This is a genomic window from Pseudomonadota bacterium (assembly GCA_036141575.1).
GTDB lineage: Bacteria > Pseudomonadota > Alphaproteobacteria > UBA2136 > JAPKEQ01 > JAPKEQ01.
Genome location: JAYZXF010000011.1, coordinates 118,122 through 134,678 on the forward strand (window position 1 = coordinate 118,122; position 16,557 = coordinate 134,678).

Consider the following 16,557-nt stretch of genomic DNA (forward strand, 5'->3'; position numbering starts at 1 on the left):
TTCAAATAAAGAGTACAAAGCATGGCAGATAAAAAGCGTGCCTTTAGTGGCATTCAGTCTACAGGTCGCCTCACACTTGGTAACTACCTTGGGGCCCTTAAACAACACGTCTCTTTTCAGGATGCTTATGATGCAATCTTTTGCGTGGTAAACCTTCACGCAATCACAGTGCGTCAAGATCCGAAAGAGCTGATTGATAATACGTATGACTGTGTCGCTTGGTACCTTGCATGTGGCCTTGATCCTAAAAAGGCGATTCTATTTGCACAAAGCCATGTGAAAGCGCATGCAGAACTTAACTGGGTGCTAAGCACATTCACGCAAGTGGGTGAGCTTGAGCGTATGACGCAGTACAAAGATAAGTCTCAACAGCATAAACAAAACGTCAATGCTGGGCTTCTCACGTACCCAACGCTTATGGCAGCAGATATTCTGCTGTACAACACAGATATCGTACCTGTGGGTGAAGATCAAAAGCAGCATATTGAGCTGGCGCGTAATATTGCTATTCGTTTTAACGGCATTTACGGTGAAGATAAGTTTGTGGTGCCAGAGCATTACCATCCACCAGTCGCAGCTCGCGTGAAAGATCTTTCTCAGCCTGAGCGTAAGATGAGTAAATCCCTACCGGGTAAAGGTTGTGTCCTGATTGAAGATGATCCTGCAACGATTCTTAAAAAATTCAAAAAAGCGACAACAGATAATGATGCTCAAGTGCGCCTAGACGCTGAAAATCAGCCAGGTATCACAAACCTTCTAGAAATTTACGCGGCAACAAAAGGCATTTCATCTGAAGATGCACTCAGCGAATTTAAAGACAGCCGTTACGGGGACTTTAAAGTGGCTGTGGGTGAAGCTGTTGCGGCTTCACTAGAGCCTGTGCAGCAGGAGTACAAACGTATTCTTGCAGATCGCGCCTTTATGGATAGTGTTCTCAAAGATGGTGCAGAGCGTGCAGCTGTGATTGCAGATGCTAAAGTTGCTGAAATTTATAAAGCTGTTGGCTTTATTCAGAAAGGTTAATTTTCGTGGCGAGAGCAAAAAAACGTTTTTCTAAAAGCAAACTTGTAAAAGCTGAAAAGCTTGCGGTTTATTCTGCGATTCTGTTCGCAATTGGTGTTGCAATCTCTATGCTTTACGTAGGTGTTGGTGATGTGTGGGGCCATATTAAGGCACTTCCTGCATGGCTATGGGGCGCGCTTGTTTTAAGTTCTGCTGCAAACATGGGACTTCGTGGTTACCGCTGGCCGCTGTTTGTAAATAAGCTGGGGCTTAAAGTACCTCTTAAACGTATTTGGCTCTACTACCTTTCAGGTAATGCGATGGTGGTAACACCGGGTAAATTTGGTGCGGTACTCCGCCTGTGGTTCTTGCAAAAAGGGCATGGTATTCCTTACCGTAAAACACTCCCACTGATGATGATGGACCCAATTACCGACCTTGCTGCACTGCTTTTGATTGTGCTGTTTGGTAAACTTGCTGTGCCGCATATGCAGGAAACAGCAATCTTCGTATTTGGGGCTGTCTTTATTGGTGCTGTCGCACTTATGGCGCAGCCAAAGCTTCTTTTGATGCAAATTAAACTAATGTATCGCTTGTTTGGTAAGCGTGGTAAACGTTTCTTTGCCGTGCTTCAAAAGATTGCTCGTAACCTTACTCAACTGGTTTCACCAATTGTGTTCTTGCAGGCTGTGATCCTTTCCTTCCTTGGTTGGATGGCTGTTGTTTGGGCGTTCCAGCATGTGCTTATGGCGATGGGACATGACGTGAGTTTGTCTATGGCAGCCTTTATTTATGCTCTACCAATTATCATTGGTGGTGCCTCAATGATGCCGGGCGGCCTTGGTGCTGCTGAGGCGTCTATGCTGGCGCTGCTGGCTCTTGCTGATGTACCGCTTGATGCTGCTGTTGCAGCTGTGGCTGTTATCCGCTTTATTACGCTGTGGGGTGGTGTTGGTGTTGGATTTTCTTTGCTTCCACTGGCGGTGAAGAAGGTCAGTTGATATACTCACATGTATAGTTATTTAAATCATTAAATAGCCACTGCTGCAAATGTTAGCTTATTGCGCTTCCAGTGCTCATGTACTTTAAGTACACTGCGCTCTGGTTCTCATAACCTATTCATTTTCGCTAGCGTCTATTGATGATTAAAAATACTATATAAGAAGAAAGCTTTATAAATGAAAAAGTTACTGAACTATTTCTGGACAGAAGAACGCCTTTGGATGTTGTTTTTACTCGGGAGCCTTGGGCTTGTGATTGCAGCCTTTATTTTTGAATATGGCTTTGATGCCAAGCCTTGCAAAATGTGCTGGGAACAACGTTATGGGCATTGGGGTATGGTAGTGGTCGGTCTTATTGGCCTTAAACTTCCTATCAGTTTTTTATGGAAGCGTCTCCTGCTTCTTGTACCTGTGCTTTATAGTGGTTATGTGGGGATGTATCAATCACTGGGGCAGCTTGGTCTGGTAGAACTTCCAGCTTCATGCCGTGGTAACGCAGGCGGCCTTGCAAGTGCAGATGATTTGCTGTCTAGCTTTGAAAACTTTAAAGCTGCGCCAGATTGTGCAGCGATTGACTTTACAATTTTTGGGCTGTCATTTGCCCAGTGGAATGTTGCCATTATGCTTGGATTTGTTCTGGTCATTGCTGCAACATTTATCATTAAACCAAGAGCGAAATAGAAAAGGGGAATAAGGGGATGACTGTAATTACACTTAAAGATTACCAAAAATGGACAAATGAAACAGCAATCTACCCAGATGCTGGTACAGGTAACATTCATGAAATTATGTACTGTGCTCTTGGTCTATCAAGTGAAGCCGGTGAAATGGCAAACTACGTGAAGAAGCTGTACCGTGATGGCGACACTGCTGAAATGCGCCAGAACGTAGCGGATGAACTTGGTGATGTGCTTTGGTACGCTGCGCGTACAGCAGAAAGCCTTGGTGTAGACCTGCAAGAGCTGATGGAAAAGAACCAAGCAAAGCTAAAATCTCGTAAAACACGTGGTAAGCTTTCAGGATCAGGAGATCATAGATAATGCACATTCATGTTATCGGTCTTTGTGGTGTAGGGATGAGTGCTGTGGCCATGCTACAGCGTGATGCTGGCCATACGATTTCTGGCAGTGATGAAGGGTTTTACCCGCCTGTGAGCGATTACCTTGCCCTTCATAAGTTTGACTTTAAGCAAGGCTATAAAGCAAGCAACATTCCTGCACAGACCGATGCATTTATGATTGGTAAAAATGCCAAGCTGACGCCTGAACAAAACGAAGAAGTAAAAGCAGCCGTTGAAAGCGGAAAGCCAATTTACTCTTACCCAGAGCTTCTCTCTCAAGTTTCGGCAGATAAAGAACGTATTTGCGTTGTTGGGAGCTACGGTAAATCAACCTGTACAGCGCTTCTTTCTTTCCTTCTAGAGCATGCAGGGCTGGAACCAAGCTACTTTATGGGTGCAATTGCCTCAGGTATGCCACGCACATCTAAAAAAGCTTCTGGTGAGCTGTTTGTGATTGAGGGGGATGAGTACCCATCGGCCAATGATGATGACCGTTCTAAGTTTATGCATTACGCTCCGGGTCATGTACTGATGACAGCAGCAACGCATGATCATGTAAATGTGTTTCCAACTCCGGAAGATTATAAAGCTCCATTTATCGAGCTTGTAAAAGGTATGCCAGAAGTAGGTACGCTTGTGGTGTGTGCAGATAATGAAGAAGCTCTTGAAGTGGTGAATCGTTCTGGTAAAACAGCTGTGACATATGGTTTCTCAAAGGATGCGGATTATCATGTTCAATCTGTTGATTACGGCACAGAAAGTTTCCTACATATTTTAATGCCTGAAGGTGCAACGCTCACCTTTAAAACATCTTTGCTTGGTGCGCATAACATGCAAAACATTTGTGGTGTAGTCGCCATGATTCTTGAGAATGAATGGCTTGATTACACAGCTATTGCAGCAGGCCTTAAGGATTTTCAAGGCATTCGTCGTCGTTTGGATCGTCTAACGCCTGAGGGATCTGTGCCTGTGCATGAAGGTTTTGGCTCTTCTTATGAAAAAGCCCGTGCAGCGATTGAAGCAATGAAACTGCATTACGCTGATAAGAAACTGATTATTGTGTTTGAGCCGCACACCTTTAGCTGGCGTAACCGTGATGCCCTTCATTGGTATGATGACGTATTTGAAGGTGCAGAGAACGTTCTAGTCTATGAACCAGCAACGCAAGGCTCAGGTAGCCATAAGCAGCTCACACAAGACGAAATTGTAGAGCGTGTAAAGGCTGCGGGCTATGAAACTGTAGCGATTCACAATGCAGAAGATGGTTTGGCAGCGCTTTCTCCACTTGTGACAGAGGAGACGGCTATTCTTCTTCTTACATCAGGTGACCTTGGTGGCTTGATCAAAAAAATCCCAGAATGGATTAAAAATTCTACTCAAACCTTGCTGCAAACAGCTTAAGCCATGCAGTGCTCACCTCGTGTATAAAAAATACACGTCGGTTTGCGCGCTGAATCGCCTAAATGTTTTCGCTAAGGTTGAGCGAATTTTATAGAACTTTGCTTAGAATAAAGAAAGCTTAGCTTTTTACTCTGGGCCAACGTTGAGTGTTACGCGGCTACCAAGTTTCACATCAGCTTCGATAATGATTGCAACAAAGCGACCTGGCTTTGCATAGTACATAGATGATGTTGCAGACTGGAAAGCGTTGACTTTGTTCCAGCCGTTATCAGCCATTTGGCGCTCAAAGAAGCGGTACAGGCTATCTACATCACCACGGCCAACCATGCTGATTTTACCCACTGTTTGGCTTGGGCTTGTGAAGATAACACTGCGCTCAAGGTCAATTGTGTGGCTTGATGGAAGAGGAATATCAGGAAAAGCACTTACAATACCACGCTCAAATTCGCTGGTATCTGTCACAAGAACTGTTTCACCGTTTTCGTTAACAACTTCACGGTCAGGTCTCATTTTTGTCCCGCCAAGCATACATCCTGTTAGGATCACGCTCATTAGGGTGGCACCTAGAATTTGGTACATGGGCTTTTCTCTTTTTATGTTATTTGTGTGAGATGTAGCGTTGGGCACACGACACCTATACTGTTTATGCTGAAACAGTGAGAGCGTTCTGTCAACAGGAAGGATGTGTTCTATAAGCTAAAGCGTTGCGAAAAGTACACGCTTTTGGATTAGTTCCACTTATCGCCGAAAATCTTTTTCAGCTCAGCTTCACCAAATGATTTGGTAATGCCTGTAAACTCACATGTCATTTCAATTGGACCTTCTTCAAGCAGTGTTTTGCACTGGTCTGGTCCAAGAGAAGAAAGTGCACGTTCCATGCGGCTTTGCATGTCTGCCACAACAAAGTTGAGTGGCTGCTCTGGGAAAATGCGCACTGTATCTTCTGCAAAGAGGCGACGGAGAAGTTCACGTTCGTGAATTTTGCCTGGAAGAGCTTCTTCAGGAGTCAATGTATCTAGAATCATGGCCATGCGTGTCCAATCATCTTCGCTGGCTTCATCTTCTTGTGGTGTTGCTTGTAGGAAGACAGCACCCACTGGCATGCGCTCATCGTCGCGCTCTGTGACAACGCGAATGCATGTTTTCAGCTGAACAGATTCTTCAAAGTATTTCTCAAGTGAGCTACTTACGGATGTACTGTTGAGTTCAACCATGCTTTGGAAAACATCGTCTTTACCAGAAAATTTAACAGTTACCACCAGCATGCTCTTTTCTGTAGCGATATCTGCAAAGGTGAGAGGCTTATCTGTTTTCTCTTGGTTACAGTAAGCTTTCAGGCTGCCGTCATGGCTGCACTGCGCCACAAGGAGGCTCGCAGGGCCGTCGCTGTGAATTTGAATTGTGACATCTGCACCTTGCTTAAGGTCTGTCGCCATTACCGTTGCTGCTGCAAGGAGTTCTGCAAGGCATTGGCCAACAACAGCGTCACGTTTAGTGAGAGATGGGATCTGGCTTACGATATCGTCAATACGAAGAACGCGTCCGCGGATTGGAACGTTATCAAGCATAAATGGGCATAGGCGTCCAATTGACGCATGGGCCGTGTTTCCTGGTGCAATAATATTTGTCATAGCATCTACTTATAACCTTATGCGTATCAGGTCAAGGCCCTTGCGGCCAGAAGTGCTATTTTATGAGGTGCTTACCACTCTCATCTCTGTGTTTTTTCAAGTACTTCATAAACGGTGTTCCGCCTGTTCCAATGTCAGTTGGGTTACCGTCAGCATCTCGGGCTTGTTTATGAATGTAGCTTGCAGCGTACTCAAGGTGACGTGTTCTGAAATCTTCAACAGCCGTAACAATGTCATTGTATAGGCCTGTGAGTTCAGCGTTACCAGCAGAGGTCACAAAATCACGGAGTCTACTTTCAGAGCGTACGTCTTCAATAAAGGCACGGTGTGCAGGTGGGCGGTATTCATGAAGTTCATCAAGGTACTCTTTAAGAGGATCGTTCTCATGGGCAATACCGAGGAAGCCATCCATTGTCGGAACAATAGAGCTTTGTGAGCCTGTTTGACCTCTAAATGGTTGTGGTTCACCTTTGTATTTATCAACGCCTTCATAGATCAGTCCATCTGGTAGGGCAGGGTTACCTTTCCAACCGTGAATGTATGGGCGAACGCGGTGGTAGTAAATGTACGGGTCGCACTGTTCAGGCATGCGGTCAAACACAGGGTTAATTTCGTTCCAAGCCTCTTTAATGGTTTTAAGGCCTTCGACGATGCGAGGCAGGTCTTTCTCTTCAACGGCTTTAATGACCCATGGAATTTCTGCAAGGGCTTTGCCGGCTTTCGCTTCAATTTCAACATGCACAAGGATGAACCAGTTTTCATCAACGCCACCAAAGAAGTTTTGAATGGTTGCGATGTTATTTAGGTTCACGTCACCATCTGGGTCAATCTTAAACCAGTTGTCTAGCGTGTAAGATGTGTAAGGCAGAAGAGGGTATTGGCCAATGCGTTCTGCAAGTTTGCAGAAGGGTACAGCAATGTTTCTTGGAAGGACTTGAGCGGCTTCTTTTTCACCCCATACGTACGCTTGCACAAGAAAAGAGTAACGCACCATCAGCATACGAAGCTGCGCATCGTCTAATTCTGGAAGCCATGCATCCATATCAATTTCAGGAAGGTGATTGAGGAATGTTCTGAGCCTGCCGCTTGTCATCAGGCCGCTGAGCATATCGCCAGCACCAGCAATGGCATCAAAAACTTCAGGAAGCTCTACTTCATCCATTGGATATGGGCTTAAAAAACCAAACTCTGGGGTTACGTCATAGGCCTTAAGAGGTTTCATGTAGAGGTCTCCTTATTCAATTATTCAAGAGACCATGATACGGATTTTAGATGTCTCTGCAAATTCTTTGAATAGAAGGGACACCATCTTTTTTAGTGAGTTTACGTACACAGCCAAAAACTTCTTTTGTGAGCGTGCATTTTCCGATGTCGTCGCCTGTTTCCCAAAACTCAACAAGTTCTTCTGTTGAAAGGTTTTCTTTAATTGTGCATAGGCCTTGGCATTTTTCAGATGAAGAACATTTTTGGCCGCCATCTGATGTGAGCTCGGCACATACATATCCTGTCTTAGAGAGCAGGACTGTTGTATTGCCTTTCATGAGGCAGTTCATGGCTTGTGTTCTTGTGCAGAGCAGGTGGGCGTTATCGCCTGTGCAACCAGTCAGGCCTGCTGTATTTTGAGCAAGTGTAAAGTAACCAGTGTCTAGATTGTTCAGGAAGCGTTCATACATAATTTTAAGCTGCATGTGCTTCGTTGTTTCAAGGAAATCGCCTTTTTTTCTGACCTCAGCGGCATCGTCTGTACTACACCATTTTTCACCTGTAAATAGTGTTGCACAACCAACAGGGTGACTGTACATGCTGCATCTACCAGGGTTCCTTGGATCTTCTGTTGGAGTGATCTTAATTTTTTGAGATTCATTTACTGTGCTGACAAGTAGGCAATTCCCCTGACAGTCATTATCTGTGCCGCAAGGTTTGTCTTTATCAAGAGTTTTAAAATTACAGATCTCACGACCATAGGCCTTCATTGTGAACCCGCCTTGCTCTTCACAGGATGTGTTCTCAGCAAGGCTGACCATGCTGATGCTTGCAAAAGTGAGTGCAAGTAGGATGTATTTTTTAATCATTATGAGCTCCAAATTGCCTATGTATCTGCAATTCTATCATAACCTGATGCTTTTGCCACAGGAAGGCCTTTATATTTTTTATGATTACTCTTTAGGCTTGAAAACGAAGGGATTAATGCCAATACTTATAAATAGGTAGTGGAATTTTAGGAGATAGGTCATGAACCTGCGTAAGCTTTTCTTTATTGTTTTCTCAATTATGTTTTTGGGTGTTTCTGGGTATGCTCTTCAGTCAAATATGCTGAAAGGTAAACCTGTTGATTTTACAGGGCCAAAGGTCCTGAAAAATGACTATCAGAGGCTGTTTCAGCAAGTGTGGAAACACTATGGAGAGGGTGATGGATTCTCGCTTTCTGAATCCAAGCTTCAATATCAAGATATTGATCTGAACTCTGACGGTGTTCCAGAAGTTGTGTTCCGTTTTGAGAGTGGACGATACTGCAATTTCTATGGCTGCCCAACATACATTGCTAGAAAGCCATATCGCGAAGATGACGTCATCTTCTTTAGTTTTTCTGGCGGAATTGAAGTATTAAAAGAAAAAGAAAATGGATACTCAGTTATTTTAGACCATAATATGGAAGATGTAACATTTAGCTATGACCGTGAGGTTAAAGCTTATGTAGCAGATTCTGTCCCAAGTCTTGCGAGGTAGAGTGCGATGAAAAATCTATTCTTATATTCTTTTGTTCTTCTAGGTCTTTTAGTGAACCTGAGTACGCCTGCGAATGCAGGTCCTGTTAACTTTAATGTTTCAGAAATGACATCGGCGATTAATGATCTTCCAGCATCTGTAGATAACTCTGTTAAAGACTTCTTAAATAGCAAGACACCTGATGAAGTTGCCGCGCTTATGAATTTGAACGATTTGAATGCACTTACTGTTTCGAACGGGATGCTTGATTCTCAAATTCGAGGTATGCTTGGAAATATCTCACTTGCGAGTGACTTTACGAGCGCCCTTGATGATCTAAAGAGCGATCTTAGTTTTAATACAGACTTGTCAGGGCAGCTTCTTGGAGTGATGTCAACGGATGTGACAGGCCTTATGTCTGATCTTGGGGACTTTTCTTCATTGCAGCAGGTCTTTGGTGCTGTACCAAATATTCAAGATATTGTGACATCTGTGAATGTCTTTAACCAATTTAGCGGTGACCTTGATGCCGTTCGAGGTATTTTAGATGACGGTATTATTGATACACTTCAAAATACACCGTTTTTACAAGGTAATTTAAATGCTTTAACGGATCGTTTTGGTCTGCAAATTCCAAACTTTGGCCTGACACTTCCTGGTGATATTAACTTTAACCTGCCGGATGTTGATGCCATTCTTGCAGGGCTTCCGTTAAACTTAGATGTGAGACAGTTTTTAGATGGGTTAGATGTGGGTGACCTTGCCAACTTAATTAACCTTGATGATATGCAAATTTTACCTCAGCTCTCGAGTATGTTTAACAGTGATCTACAGGATATTATCGGTAATGTTGGTGAACTTGCCCAGCTGACAGACGCGCTTAAAGATCTTAAAACTCAGCTTGGGTTTATTCCAAATAATTTTGCTGAAAGCTTACTCTCTAACCCAGATGTTTTGGGTGATATGACAAGCCTGATGGATATTGGCCAGCCATTTGCAGCTTTACAAGGCGCTTTTGGAGGGATTCCTCAGCCTGAGCAGCTTGTTGGTGTTATGAATATGGTACAACAAACAGGCGGTAACATGGTCAATGGTGCGAGTGGACTTCTCTCTCCACAGACCCAGTCTGCAGTGAATGCTGTGCCTAATTTTGATGGTGCAACAAGTGCATTGAAAGAAGATGCAACTGGCCAGGCTATTCCTGAAGTAGAACCAGAAACACCAGAGCCTGAGGATACGGGTACAGGTAGCCCAAGTTCTACTCAACCAGGCCTTTGTGGTGGTTTTGAAGACTGGAAGAAGGCTCTTGGTTTTGCTGAGGGTGGTGGTAACTACTGTATTGTTGGTGGTGGTGGTGGTAACTACGTTGGTAAGTACCAATTTAACCAAGCGACTCTTGGTGATGAAAGTCGCGTTCCAAGTAGTTGTTACAGTGGCTGTCGTCAGGTTAAAAATGATTGCTTTAGATGTAATGGTCCTGCTCAAGAGCAAGCGTTTAACTGCTATTATGAGCAAAACAAAAAGATCATTGATAATGATATTAAGAAAGAATCTGGTGGTAAATATAATAGCTTGGATGAATACCTTGCCGATCCAAATAACCCTTACCTCACTAATGAAGGCGGTAAGAGGTGTTTAAAACAAAAAGGTGAATATTACTACGCAGGTTGTAAAAAGCGCCTTGCTAGCGGTGCTGCAAGCAAAAAGGCTGGTCCAAGTTGTCTTGAAGTCACAAAGTCTGGTGTATATGGTGCAGCTCACTTGATTGGCCCTTACCTGATTGGTGACATGCTTGTGAAAGGCCAGAATGCTTATGATGGTTTCTGTACGAGTGCTTTCCACTATGGTGAGAAATTTAAAGGGATTGATGTAGATAATACGTCTAGTGATGGTTCTGGTGAAGAATGTGCACCTGTTGCTGACATTCCAAATGAACCTCTTCTTCCTGATGATGGTGGGTATGAGCCTGGGGAGCCAACAGAACCTTACGAACCTGATGAGGTTGTACCTGGTACGCCTGGCTATGGATCGGGTGGTGATGACAAAGGCCTGAAAACAACCTTCAATGAAGGTGGTACAAGAAACTTTGAATTCCTTAGATACGATGAACCAAGCGAAGGTGGTTCTATTGAGAAGGGAACAGACGAAGATGATGACCGTAGTGTTGAAGGGCTTGGTAAAGGTGCTGGTACATATAAGAGTGAGGATGACTTTGACTTTGCTGAAACAATGGCATGGGTTGATGATTTTGAACAGCATGGTATGGCGCCAGATTGGGGCGATGTCCTGCGATTTGATCGTGATAAGACATGTTATTACTACTATATTAGATGGACATGGAGAGGCCCAAGACTTGTTGTAAGACTCCTTCCAGCATGTTCTCTGAAAGTGAATTACAGTGAGCCTACGGCAATGGTTGAAGTTGTTGGTGAGCCTGGATTTAGTTACCTGGGCGACCTTGATGACCTTGTGGCTGAAACAAACCATAGTGATGGTGGCGCTGGTGTAGATATGCACGGTGTATCCTTTAATGAAGCACACGTATTTGGTATTAGCCCAGAGGCACGTGCTGAGTCAAGTGGTTCCGCTGAAAGTATTCGTCGTTCATTTACATGTGACCTTGCCGTAAGTGGGCAAGAAACATGGGAAAATATGACGCTTCCTGGTACACCACTTGCGCCAACGCCAAATATTGATGCTGAGGCAGGTGTCCCTGACCTTATGCGTATCATGAATGTAAGTGGACTGGAGCTCCTCTTCCAGCCTGTATATCGCTTGAAGTGGTTCATGGGTGCAGAAGATAAAGGTAAAGATGTTGAGCTACCACTTCTATTTGCTTCTGAAGAACACCGTCCTGATTGGGTTGAGAAAGAAGCTTCATTTGGTACGGTAACTGCGGATAGTATTCCATGTGATCAAAATGGTCGTATTAACCCTGACTCTATGACAGGGCCTGGCGTACCAAATCGATACGCTGACGGAAGAAAATGTGTTGGATCATGGGGTGCCATTGAACCTATGACTGGTTTTGCTATCAATGGAACAGAGCTTGCGAATAAAGCAATTGTGGCTGCTCGTGCTTACACAATTGCCAAAACAAATAGCATTTACCCGATGATTACACCTGCGCCAACTGATGGTAGTCTCATTCCTAAGATTGAGTACGCCCATATTGGTTGGAAGTACTGGTACACAGACTTTAACGTAGAGTGGCCTTATGAAGGTAAACAGAGATTTATGCTTGGTGAAGATACCTTTAAGTGGGATTCTGCATTACAAGCCAATAACTATAAATCTCGTGGTCTGTCTCAGTGGTTAGCTATGGACTTAAGCCAAGGTTATGGTGGCGAATCTTCAACGAAAGATGGTCTGGTTATGACGCTTTGGAAGAAGACAACGTGCCGTATCTATGTATGCTGTGATAGATGGTCATACCATACAAGGTGGAAGCATATTCGTAACCTGAGAAATGAACCTCTGTTTGCCGCTGCTTATCTCTTCTGGGGGCCTGTATCTGGCTTTGAGAAAGATTGGGAAATTAAAGCTGTAACAGAGATTGATGAGTGGGATACGGATAAAGCAAGAGAGTTTAACCCACCAAGACTCTAAACAAAACCTTAAGAAAGTTTGCTTAGAATTTTCTCTGCAACTTTTGGCCAAGAGAACTCGCTGAGAAGCGGGTTCTTTTGGTCTGCAATAGTGCCTTTTGCTGCAATAATTTTACTTGCAAAGAGCTCTGCATTGTTGAGCATGTTTGTATCTACAAGATCATCAGTTTGGCTTAGCACTTCTCTATGAACAGGAATATTGCTTGCGACAATAGGTGTTTCTAGTAATTGCGCCTCAATAAGTGGGATGTTTAAGGCTTCCACTTGACTTGCTGTCACATACACATCTCCATGTAAGATGTAGGAGAGTGTCTCTTTATGTGGTTTACGACCATGGAAATGGACGCGGTTTTGCAGGCCGTATTCATTTACCTTTTTAAAGAAAAGGTTCTTGGCGGCTTCATCATAAACCGTACCGATAATATGAAGTTTGGCACTTGGTTCTTTTTCTGAAACAGCCTGTAAAACTTTCGCAAGAAATGTATAGTTCTTTTGAGGGTACACATCACCCACAGTCACAATATTAAAGAAATTATCATCAAATGGAGCATCCTTGCCTGTGGCTGATGCTTTAAGGCCAGCATAAATGACTTGTACTTTGCTTCTTTCAGGAGCTGTCTTTTCAATCCATGTATCTGCTACACTTTCAGATACTGTAAAAATATGATGTGCGCGCTTAATAGAAAGCTTTGTAAGAGTATTGATGGCTTGCCAGTACAATCTTTTTTTCCAATCTGTCACAAGCTCTAAAACGCTACCATCTGTGTGGATGATAATAGATGGGTTTTTGGCGGCAAAGGCACAGAAGTTTGTATTAAAAAGCGTATGATCAGCTTTGAGTTTATAGCTGTAAAATGGAACAATAATTTGCTCCCAAAGGGTTCCAAGTATTTTGCTTTTTGGGCTTTCTACATCAATGTAGGTAATATTGTCATGTTCATGAATTAGTTTGGCGTATCGCTTGTGTCTCAGTACGGTAATGTTTACGTCATGTTGTTTAGAAAACTCATGGAGTAGGCCGTTGATATATGTCAGGCCGCCGCCTGTTTTGCTGTGTAGTGCTGAAATGACAATGTTTTTCTTATTCATAACCATGAGTTATAAAGATAAAATGATTGTTTGTACAACTTAAAAGAAATCGCTCTCAAAGCTTTCATAAACAATCAGGTCAACCATTTCTTCATCTGACTCAATGAGGCTTACATCTGCACTATAGTAAGCAGATGTTAGAGCAATGATCCCAACAATTGAAGCTGCAATTGCACCAGTAAGGATTGGTCTGTAGCTTGGTTGCTGTTTAGGAAGCTGTTCATGCTCAGTAGCAATGCTTGCCATTTCTAGTAGCTTATCTGATGAAAGTTGTTTGCTCATAACATTGCCTCCTTTTCGTCATGAGAGATTGACTCTTTAAGAGATTTTTTAGCACGTACAAGTAAGCTTTCAACAGCTTTCTCAGTCGTGCCGAGTGCCTTGGCCACATCCTTTTGGCTTTTATCAAAATAAAAGCTCAGTAAAATGGCATCTCTTTGGCGCTCTGGTAATTGTTTTAGCTTCTCTGTAACCGTTTGGCGCTGTTCTTTTTCCTTAAGACGTTTTTCAGCCTTTGGAAAATCGATAACAGTATCATCTTCTAATTCACTGTGCTGTTTTAGGTTTCTAAAAGCATCCATGCAGCAGGTGTAAATAATGCTACTCGCGTATTTGGTGAATGTGCTTCGCTCTTCCCATTTAGGCGCATGCTGCCATAGTTTGATGAGTGCGTTTTGCAGGGCATCTTCCGCAATCGATTCATCACCTCTACACAGGTATAGCGCAATTTTATACAGCTGATTACCCACTCGTTGTACAAGCTGGTGGAAGGCATTTCTATCGCCTTCCCCAGCTTTTTTATACAACGTGTTTAGAGAATCGCTCATATATCTTACTCTTCAGAGGCTTTGCGGTCGCTACGGCGCTCTTTACGTTTTTCACGATAGTTTTTCATTTTTTCGCGCATATTCTTTTTTGCAGATTTCATCTCATCACGATCAAGTTTGCCATCGCCGTTTTTGTCGCCGCGCTTAAAAATTTCATCAATGCGCTTTTTATGTGCTTCAAGCATTTCAGATTTTGTGATGTAACCATCACCGTTTAGGTCCATACGTGGGCCCTTACGTTTTTTATCTTCTTCAGCCAGCGCCAGTGTTGGTAGGGCAAGGGCGAGACTAAGTGCAATTACTGTTTTTTTCATCGGTCTTAAATCCTTTGTTTGCTTATGTGATTATACAGTAAACGGACAGGCGTATAAAAATCCTGCGCACTTTTTTGAAGTTTGTTTGAAATGGTGCCGAAGGAGGGACTCGAACCCTCACGCCCAAATGGGCACCGGATTTTGAGTCCGGCGCGTCTACCAATTCCACCACTTCGGCATAGAAGCTATTTGCTATAGACAGCGTGAAAATGCCTGAAGAGTGGAGAAAAATCAAGCAAAAAGAAACCACCCTAAAGCAGGTGGTTTCTGTTCGTTTAGGGGCAGCCCATGATGAAGTTTGCAGTCAAACTGTCCATTTCACCGGTGATGGTGCTAGCCATGAATCGCGTTTGGAATGCAGTCACCATGGCCCGCTTGGAGCCGCGGTAGCCAAATTCGTGCAGGGCGTGCCATGGGTCTGTTGCTTCTGCAATAGATTTCCATGCCGAGGCATTGCCTTGTTGAATCAAGCGATACCACTCAAACTGAGGGCCTACACCGCAGTGGCGCCAAGGGCGCACATCTTGGTGGCTTACAATTTGATCTGCATTATGGTTATGCAAAGTGTTTTTCATTTGATTGGCAATCAAACGATTAAGGACATCATACTGATAATCTGTATAAGGCTGACCTTCTTTTGCACAAAGGCAGATAGTCACACCATACTTGTTCAGATTAACATGAGCTTTCCAGCGACTGTCAACGCCTGCAAACCATGATTTTTTGCGAATCTCAACCATTTTGGCGAGTTTACCTTTGTCGCGCCCAATAACAAAGTGTGGGCTGCGGCGATCATTGGTTTGGGTGTCTTGAAAGCGTTCAATGGTGGCTTCGTAATCTTCGATGCCGGATTGTCCAAGGATAAGAAACAGGCTCCCTTTGCGATCACCGTGGCTATTATTTGTGACACGGGTCTCGTATGTGAGAGCTGTGGGGATATCTTCACGCATAGTGAGGACTCCTTAAGTTTTGAAACGGGAATGAAGTTAGAGATGTCCTTACTATATTCGTATGGCTTTCGCTCTGGCAAGTGAAATATGTATTCCTTATAGGAAAAGCTTGTGTTTTCTAAGGAAAAACCGTACTTTGCTCTCTATGAAAAAACAGGCGAAAATTCAACGTCATTTTGCCCCTTGTGCAGAGCTGAAAGATGGCTCTGTTGTGGCGATTGGTAATTTTGATGGTGTTCATAAAGGACACCAATCCGTGTTAAAGGCTGCAAAGGCACTTGCGGAGCAGGAAAATTTGCCTGTTGTGATGATGACATTTGAACCTCATCCGCGCCGCGTGCTCACACCAAACGCACCAGGCCGTATTACACCGTTTGCTGATAAAGTGCGCCTTGCGAGTCGAAATGATGTGGATATTGTTTCTGCGGTGCGCTTTACAAAGCCATACGCAGGCACCTCTGCTGAAACTTTCATGAAAGAACATTTGGGCAAATACCTAAATGCGAAGCATGTGGTTGTTGGTGATGATTTCGCTTTTGGACGTGGTCGTGAAGGGTCGGCTGAGGCGATGCAGGGTGTAAGCGCATCGCATGGCTTTACCACGCACATTGTGCCAGCAGTCAAAGATATGCAGGGTGTGGAGATGGCTTCTACACTCATTCGTGAAGCACTTGAGAGTGGTGATCTGAACCATGCTAAAAGTCTGCTTGGCTACGCGCCAACGCTTAAACTACGTTTTTGTGAGGGAGTGGCTTCGCTTTCTCGCTATACAACTATAAAAAACGGTGAATATTTAACCCGTTTACTTTATAGTGAAGGCTTCCACGATAATGTGGAACTTATGAGAGTTGTAATTAAGGATGGGGAACTAGCAGTGCTAGACTTTCCGCCTATTGACGATGCGATGCCGATCGTCACATTAGAACTTCTCGAAAAAATGAACTAATGAAAAAAGTAACTGAAAGATA

The 16,557-nt window shown here is 43.7% G+C and carries 17 protein-coding genes and 1 tRNA gene; 8 read left to right on the forward strand and 10 right to left on the reverse strand.

The genetic code is table 11. From position 1 onward, the window contains the following. The first annotated feature begins 21 nt into the window (after positions 1 to 21). From trpS to VX730_04995, 5 genes are all read left to right on the forward strand, one after another. Complete coding sequence (gene trpS, locus VX730_04975; protein ID MEC9291737.1) at positions 22 to 1,023, forward strand: tryptophan--tRNA ligase; 1,002 nt, start codon at positions 22 to 24, stop codon at positions 1,021 to 1,023. Positions 1,024 to 1,028: 5 nt separating this feature from the next. Continuing rightward, a complete protein-coding gene (locus tag VX730_04980; protein MEC9291738.1) occupies positions 1,029 to 2,003 on the forward strand; it encodes a lysylphosphatidylglycerol synthase transmembrane domain-containing protein in 975 nt (324 codons plus the stop codon). Positions 2,004 to 2,180: 177 nt separating this feature from the next. Beyond that, positions 2,181 to 2,684, forward strand: coding sequence for a disulfide bond formation protein B (locus VX730_04985; GenBank protein MEC9291739.1), 504 nt, complete (start codon positions 2,181 to 2,183; stop codon positions 2,682 to 2,684). Between the two features lie 26 nt (positions 2,685 to 2,710). Then, on the forward strand, positions 2,711 to 3,043 hold the full coding sequence (locus VX730_04990) for a nucleoside triphosphate pyrophosphohydrolase family protein (GenBank protein ID MEC9291740.1): 333 nt from the start codon (positions 2,711 to 2,713) through the stop codon (positions 3,041 to 3,043). Then, entirely contained in the window at positions 3,043 to 4,464 is a 1,422-nt protein-coding gene (locus VX730_04995) for a Mur ligase family protein (protein ID MEC9291741.1), read from the forward strand. The genes VX730_04990 and VX730_04995 overlap by 1 nt, the downstream gene beginning before the upstream one ends. Before the next feature lie 126 nt (positions 4,465 to 4,590). On the opposite strand, the gene VX730_05000 is transcribed toward VX730_04995, so the two are convergent. The 4 genes from VX730_05000 to VX730_05015 form a co-directional block, all read right to left on the reverse strand. Then, positions 4,591 to 5,043 (reverse strand): hypothetical protein, encoded by a 453-nt coding sequence (locus VX730_05000; GenBank protein MEC9291742.1) that lies wholly within the window; start codon positions 5,041 to 5,043, stop codon positions 4,591 to 4,593. 149 nt (positions 5,044 to 5,192) lie between these two features. Further along, on the reverse strand, positions 5,193 to 6,095 hold the full coding sequence (locus VX730_05005) for an Hsp33 family molecular chaperone HslO (protein ID MEC9291743.1): 903 nt from the start codon (positions 6,093 to 6,095) through the stop codon (positions 5,193 to 5,195). Positions 6,096 to 6,150: 55 nt separating this feature from the next. Further along, on the reverse strand, positions 6,151 to 7,317 hold the full coding sequence (locus tag VX730_05010; GenBank protein MEC9291744.1) for an indoleamine 2,3-dioxygenase: 1,167 nt from the start codon (positions 7,315 to 7,317) through the stop codon (positions 6,151 to 6,153). A 46-nt stretch (positions 7,318 to 7,363) separates the two neighbouring features. Further along, the gene (locus tag VX730_05015) at positions 7,364 to 8,167 is read right to left on the reverse strand and encodes a hypothetical protein (GenBank protein ID MEC9291745.1); all 804 of its coding nucleotides are present in this window, start codon (positions 8,165 to 8,167) and stop codon (positions 7,364 to 7,366) included. A gap of 160 nt (positions 8,168 to 8,327) precedes the next feature. On the opposite strand from VX730_05015, the gene VX730_05020 reads away from it, so the two are divergent. Next, a complete protein-coding gene (locus VX730_05020) occupies positions 8,328 to 8,822 on the forward strand; it encodes a hypothetical protein (GenBank protein ID MEC9291746.1) in 495 nt (164 codons plus the stop codon). Between the two features lie 6 nt (positions 8,823 to 8,828). Beyond that, positions 8,829 to 12,410, forward strand: coding sequence for a hypothetical protein (locus VX730_05025; GenBank protein ID MEC9291747.1), 3,582 nt, complete (start codon positions 8,829 to 8,831; stop codon positions 12,408 to 12,410). 8 nt (positions 12,411 to 12,418) lie between these two features. Here the strand turns inward: VX730_05025 and VX730_05030 are convergent, their stop codons facing one another. From VX730_05030 to VX730_05055, 6 genes are all read right to left on the reverse strand, one after another. Then, a complete protein-coding gene (locus VX730_05030) occupies positions 12,419 to 13,498 on the reverse strand; it encodes a glycosyltransferase family 4 protein (protein ID MEC9291748.1) in 1,080 nt (359 codons plus the stop codon). A 39-nt stretch (positions 13,499 to 13,537) separates the two neighbouring features. Beyond that, entirely contained in the window at positions 13,538 to 13,780 is a 243-nt protein-coding gene (locus tag VX730_05035; protein ID MEC9291749.1) for a hypothetical protein, read from the reverse strand. Continuing rightward, on the reverse strand, positions 13,777 to 14,325 hold the full coding sequence (locus VX730_05040; protein ID MEC9291750.1) for a sigma-70 family RNA polymerase sigma factor: 549 nt from the start codon (positions 14,323 to 14,325) through the stop codon (positions 13,777 to 13,779). Before VX730_05040 ends, VX730_05035 begins: the two co-directional genes overlap by 4 nt. A 5-nt stretch (positions 14,326 to 14,330) precedes the next feature. After that, positions 14,331 to 14,639: an EF-hand domain-containing protein gene (locus tag VX730_05045; GenBank protein MEC9291751.1), complete on the reverse strand. Its 309-nt coding sequence runs from the start codon at positions 14,637 to 14,639 to the stop codon at positions 14,331 to 14,333. Positions 14,640 to 14,730: 91 nt separating this feature from the next. Beyond that, positions 14,731 to 14,817: transfer RNA gene (locus tag VX730_05050), tRNA-Leu, on the reverse strand. Between the two features lie 97 nt (positions 14,818 to 14,914). Then, positions 14,915 to 15,589 (reverse strand): N-acetylmuramoyl-L-alanine amidase, encoded by a 675-nt coding sequence (locus tag VX730_05055; GenBank protein ID MEC9291752.1) that lies wholly within the window; start codon positions 15,587 to 15,589, stop codon positions 14,915 to 14,917. A 145-nt stretch (positions 15,590 to 15,734) separates the two neighbouring features. Between VX730_05055 and VX730_05060 the strand changes: the two genes are divergently transcribed. After that, entirely contained in the window at positions 15,735 to 16,535 is an 801-nt protein-coding gene (locus VX730_05060) for an adenylyltransferase/cytidyltransferase family protein (GenBank protein ID MEC9291753.1), read from the forward strand. The last annotated feature ends 22 nt before the right edge of the window (positions 16,536 to 16,557 follow it).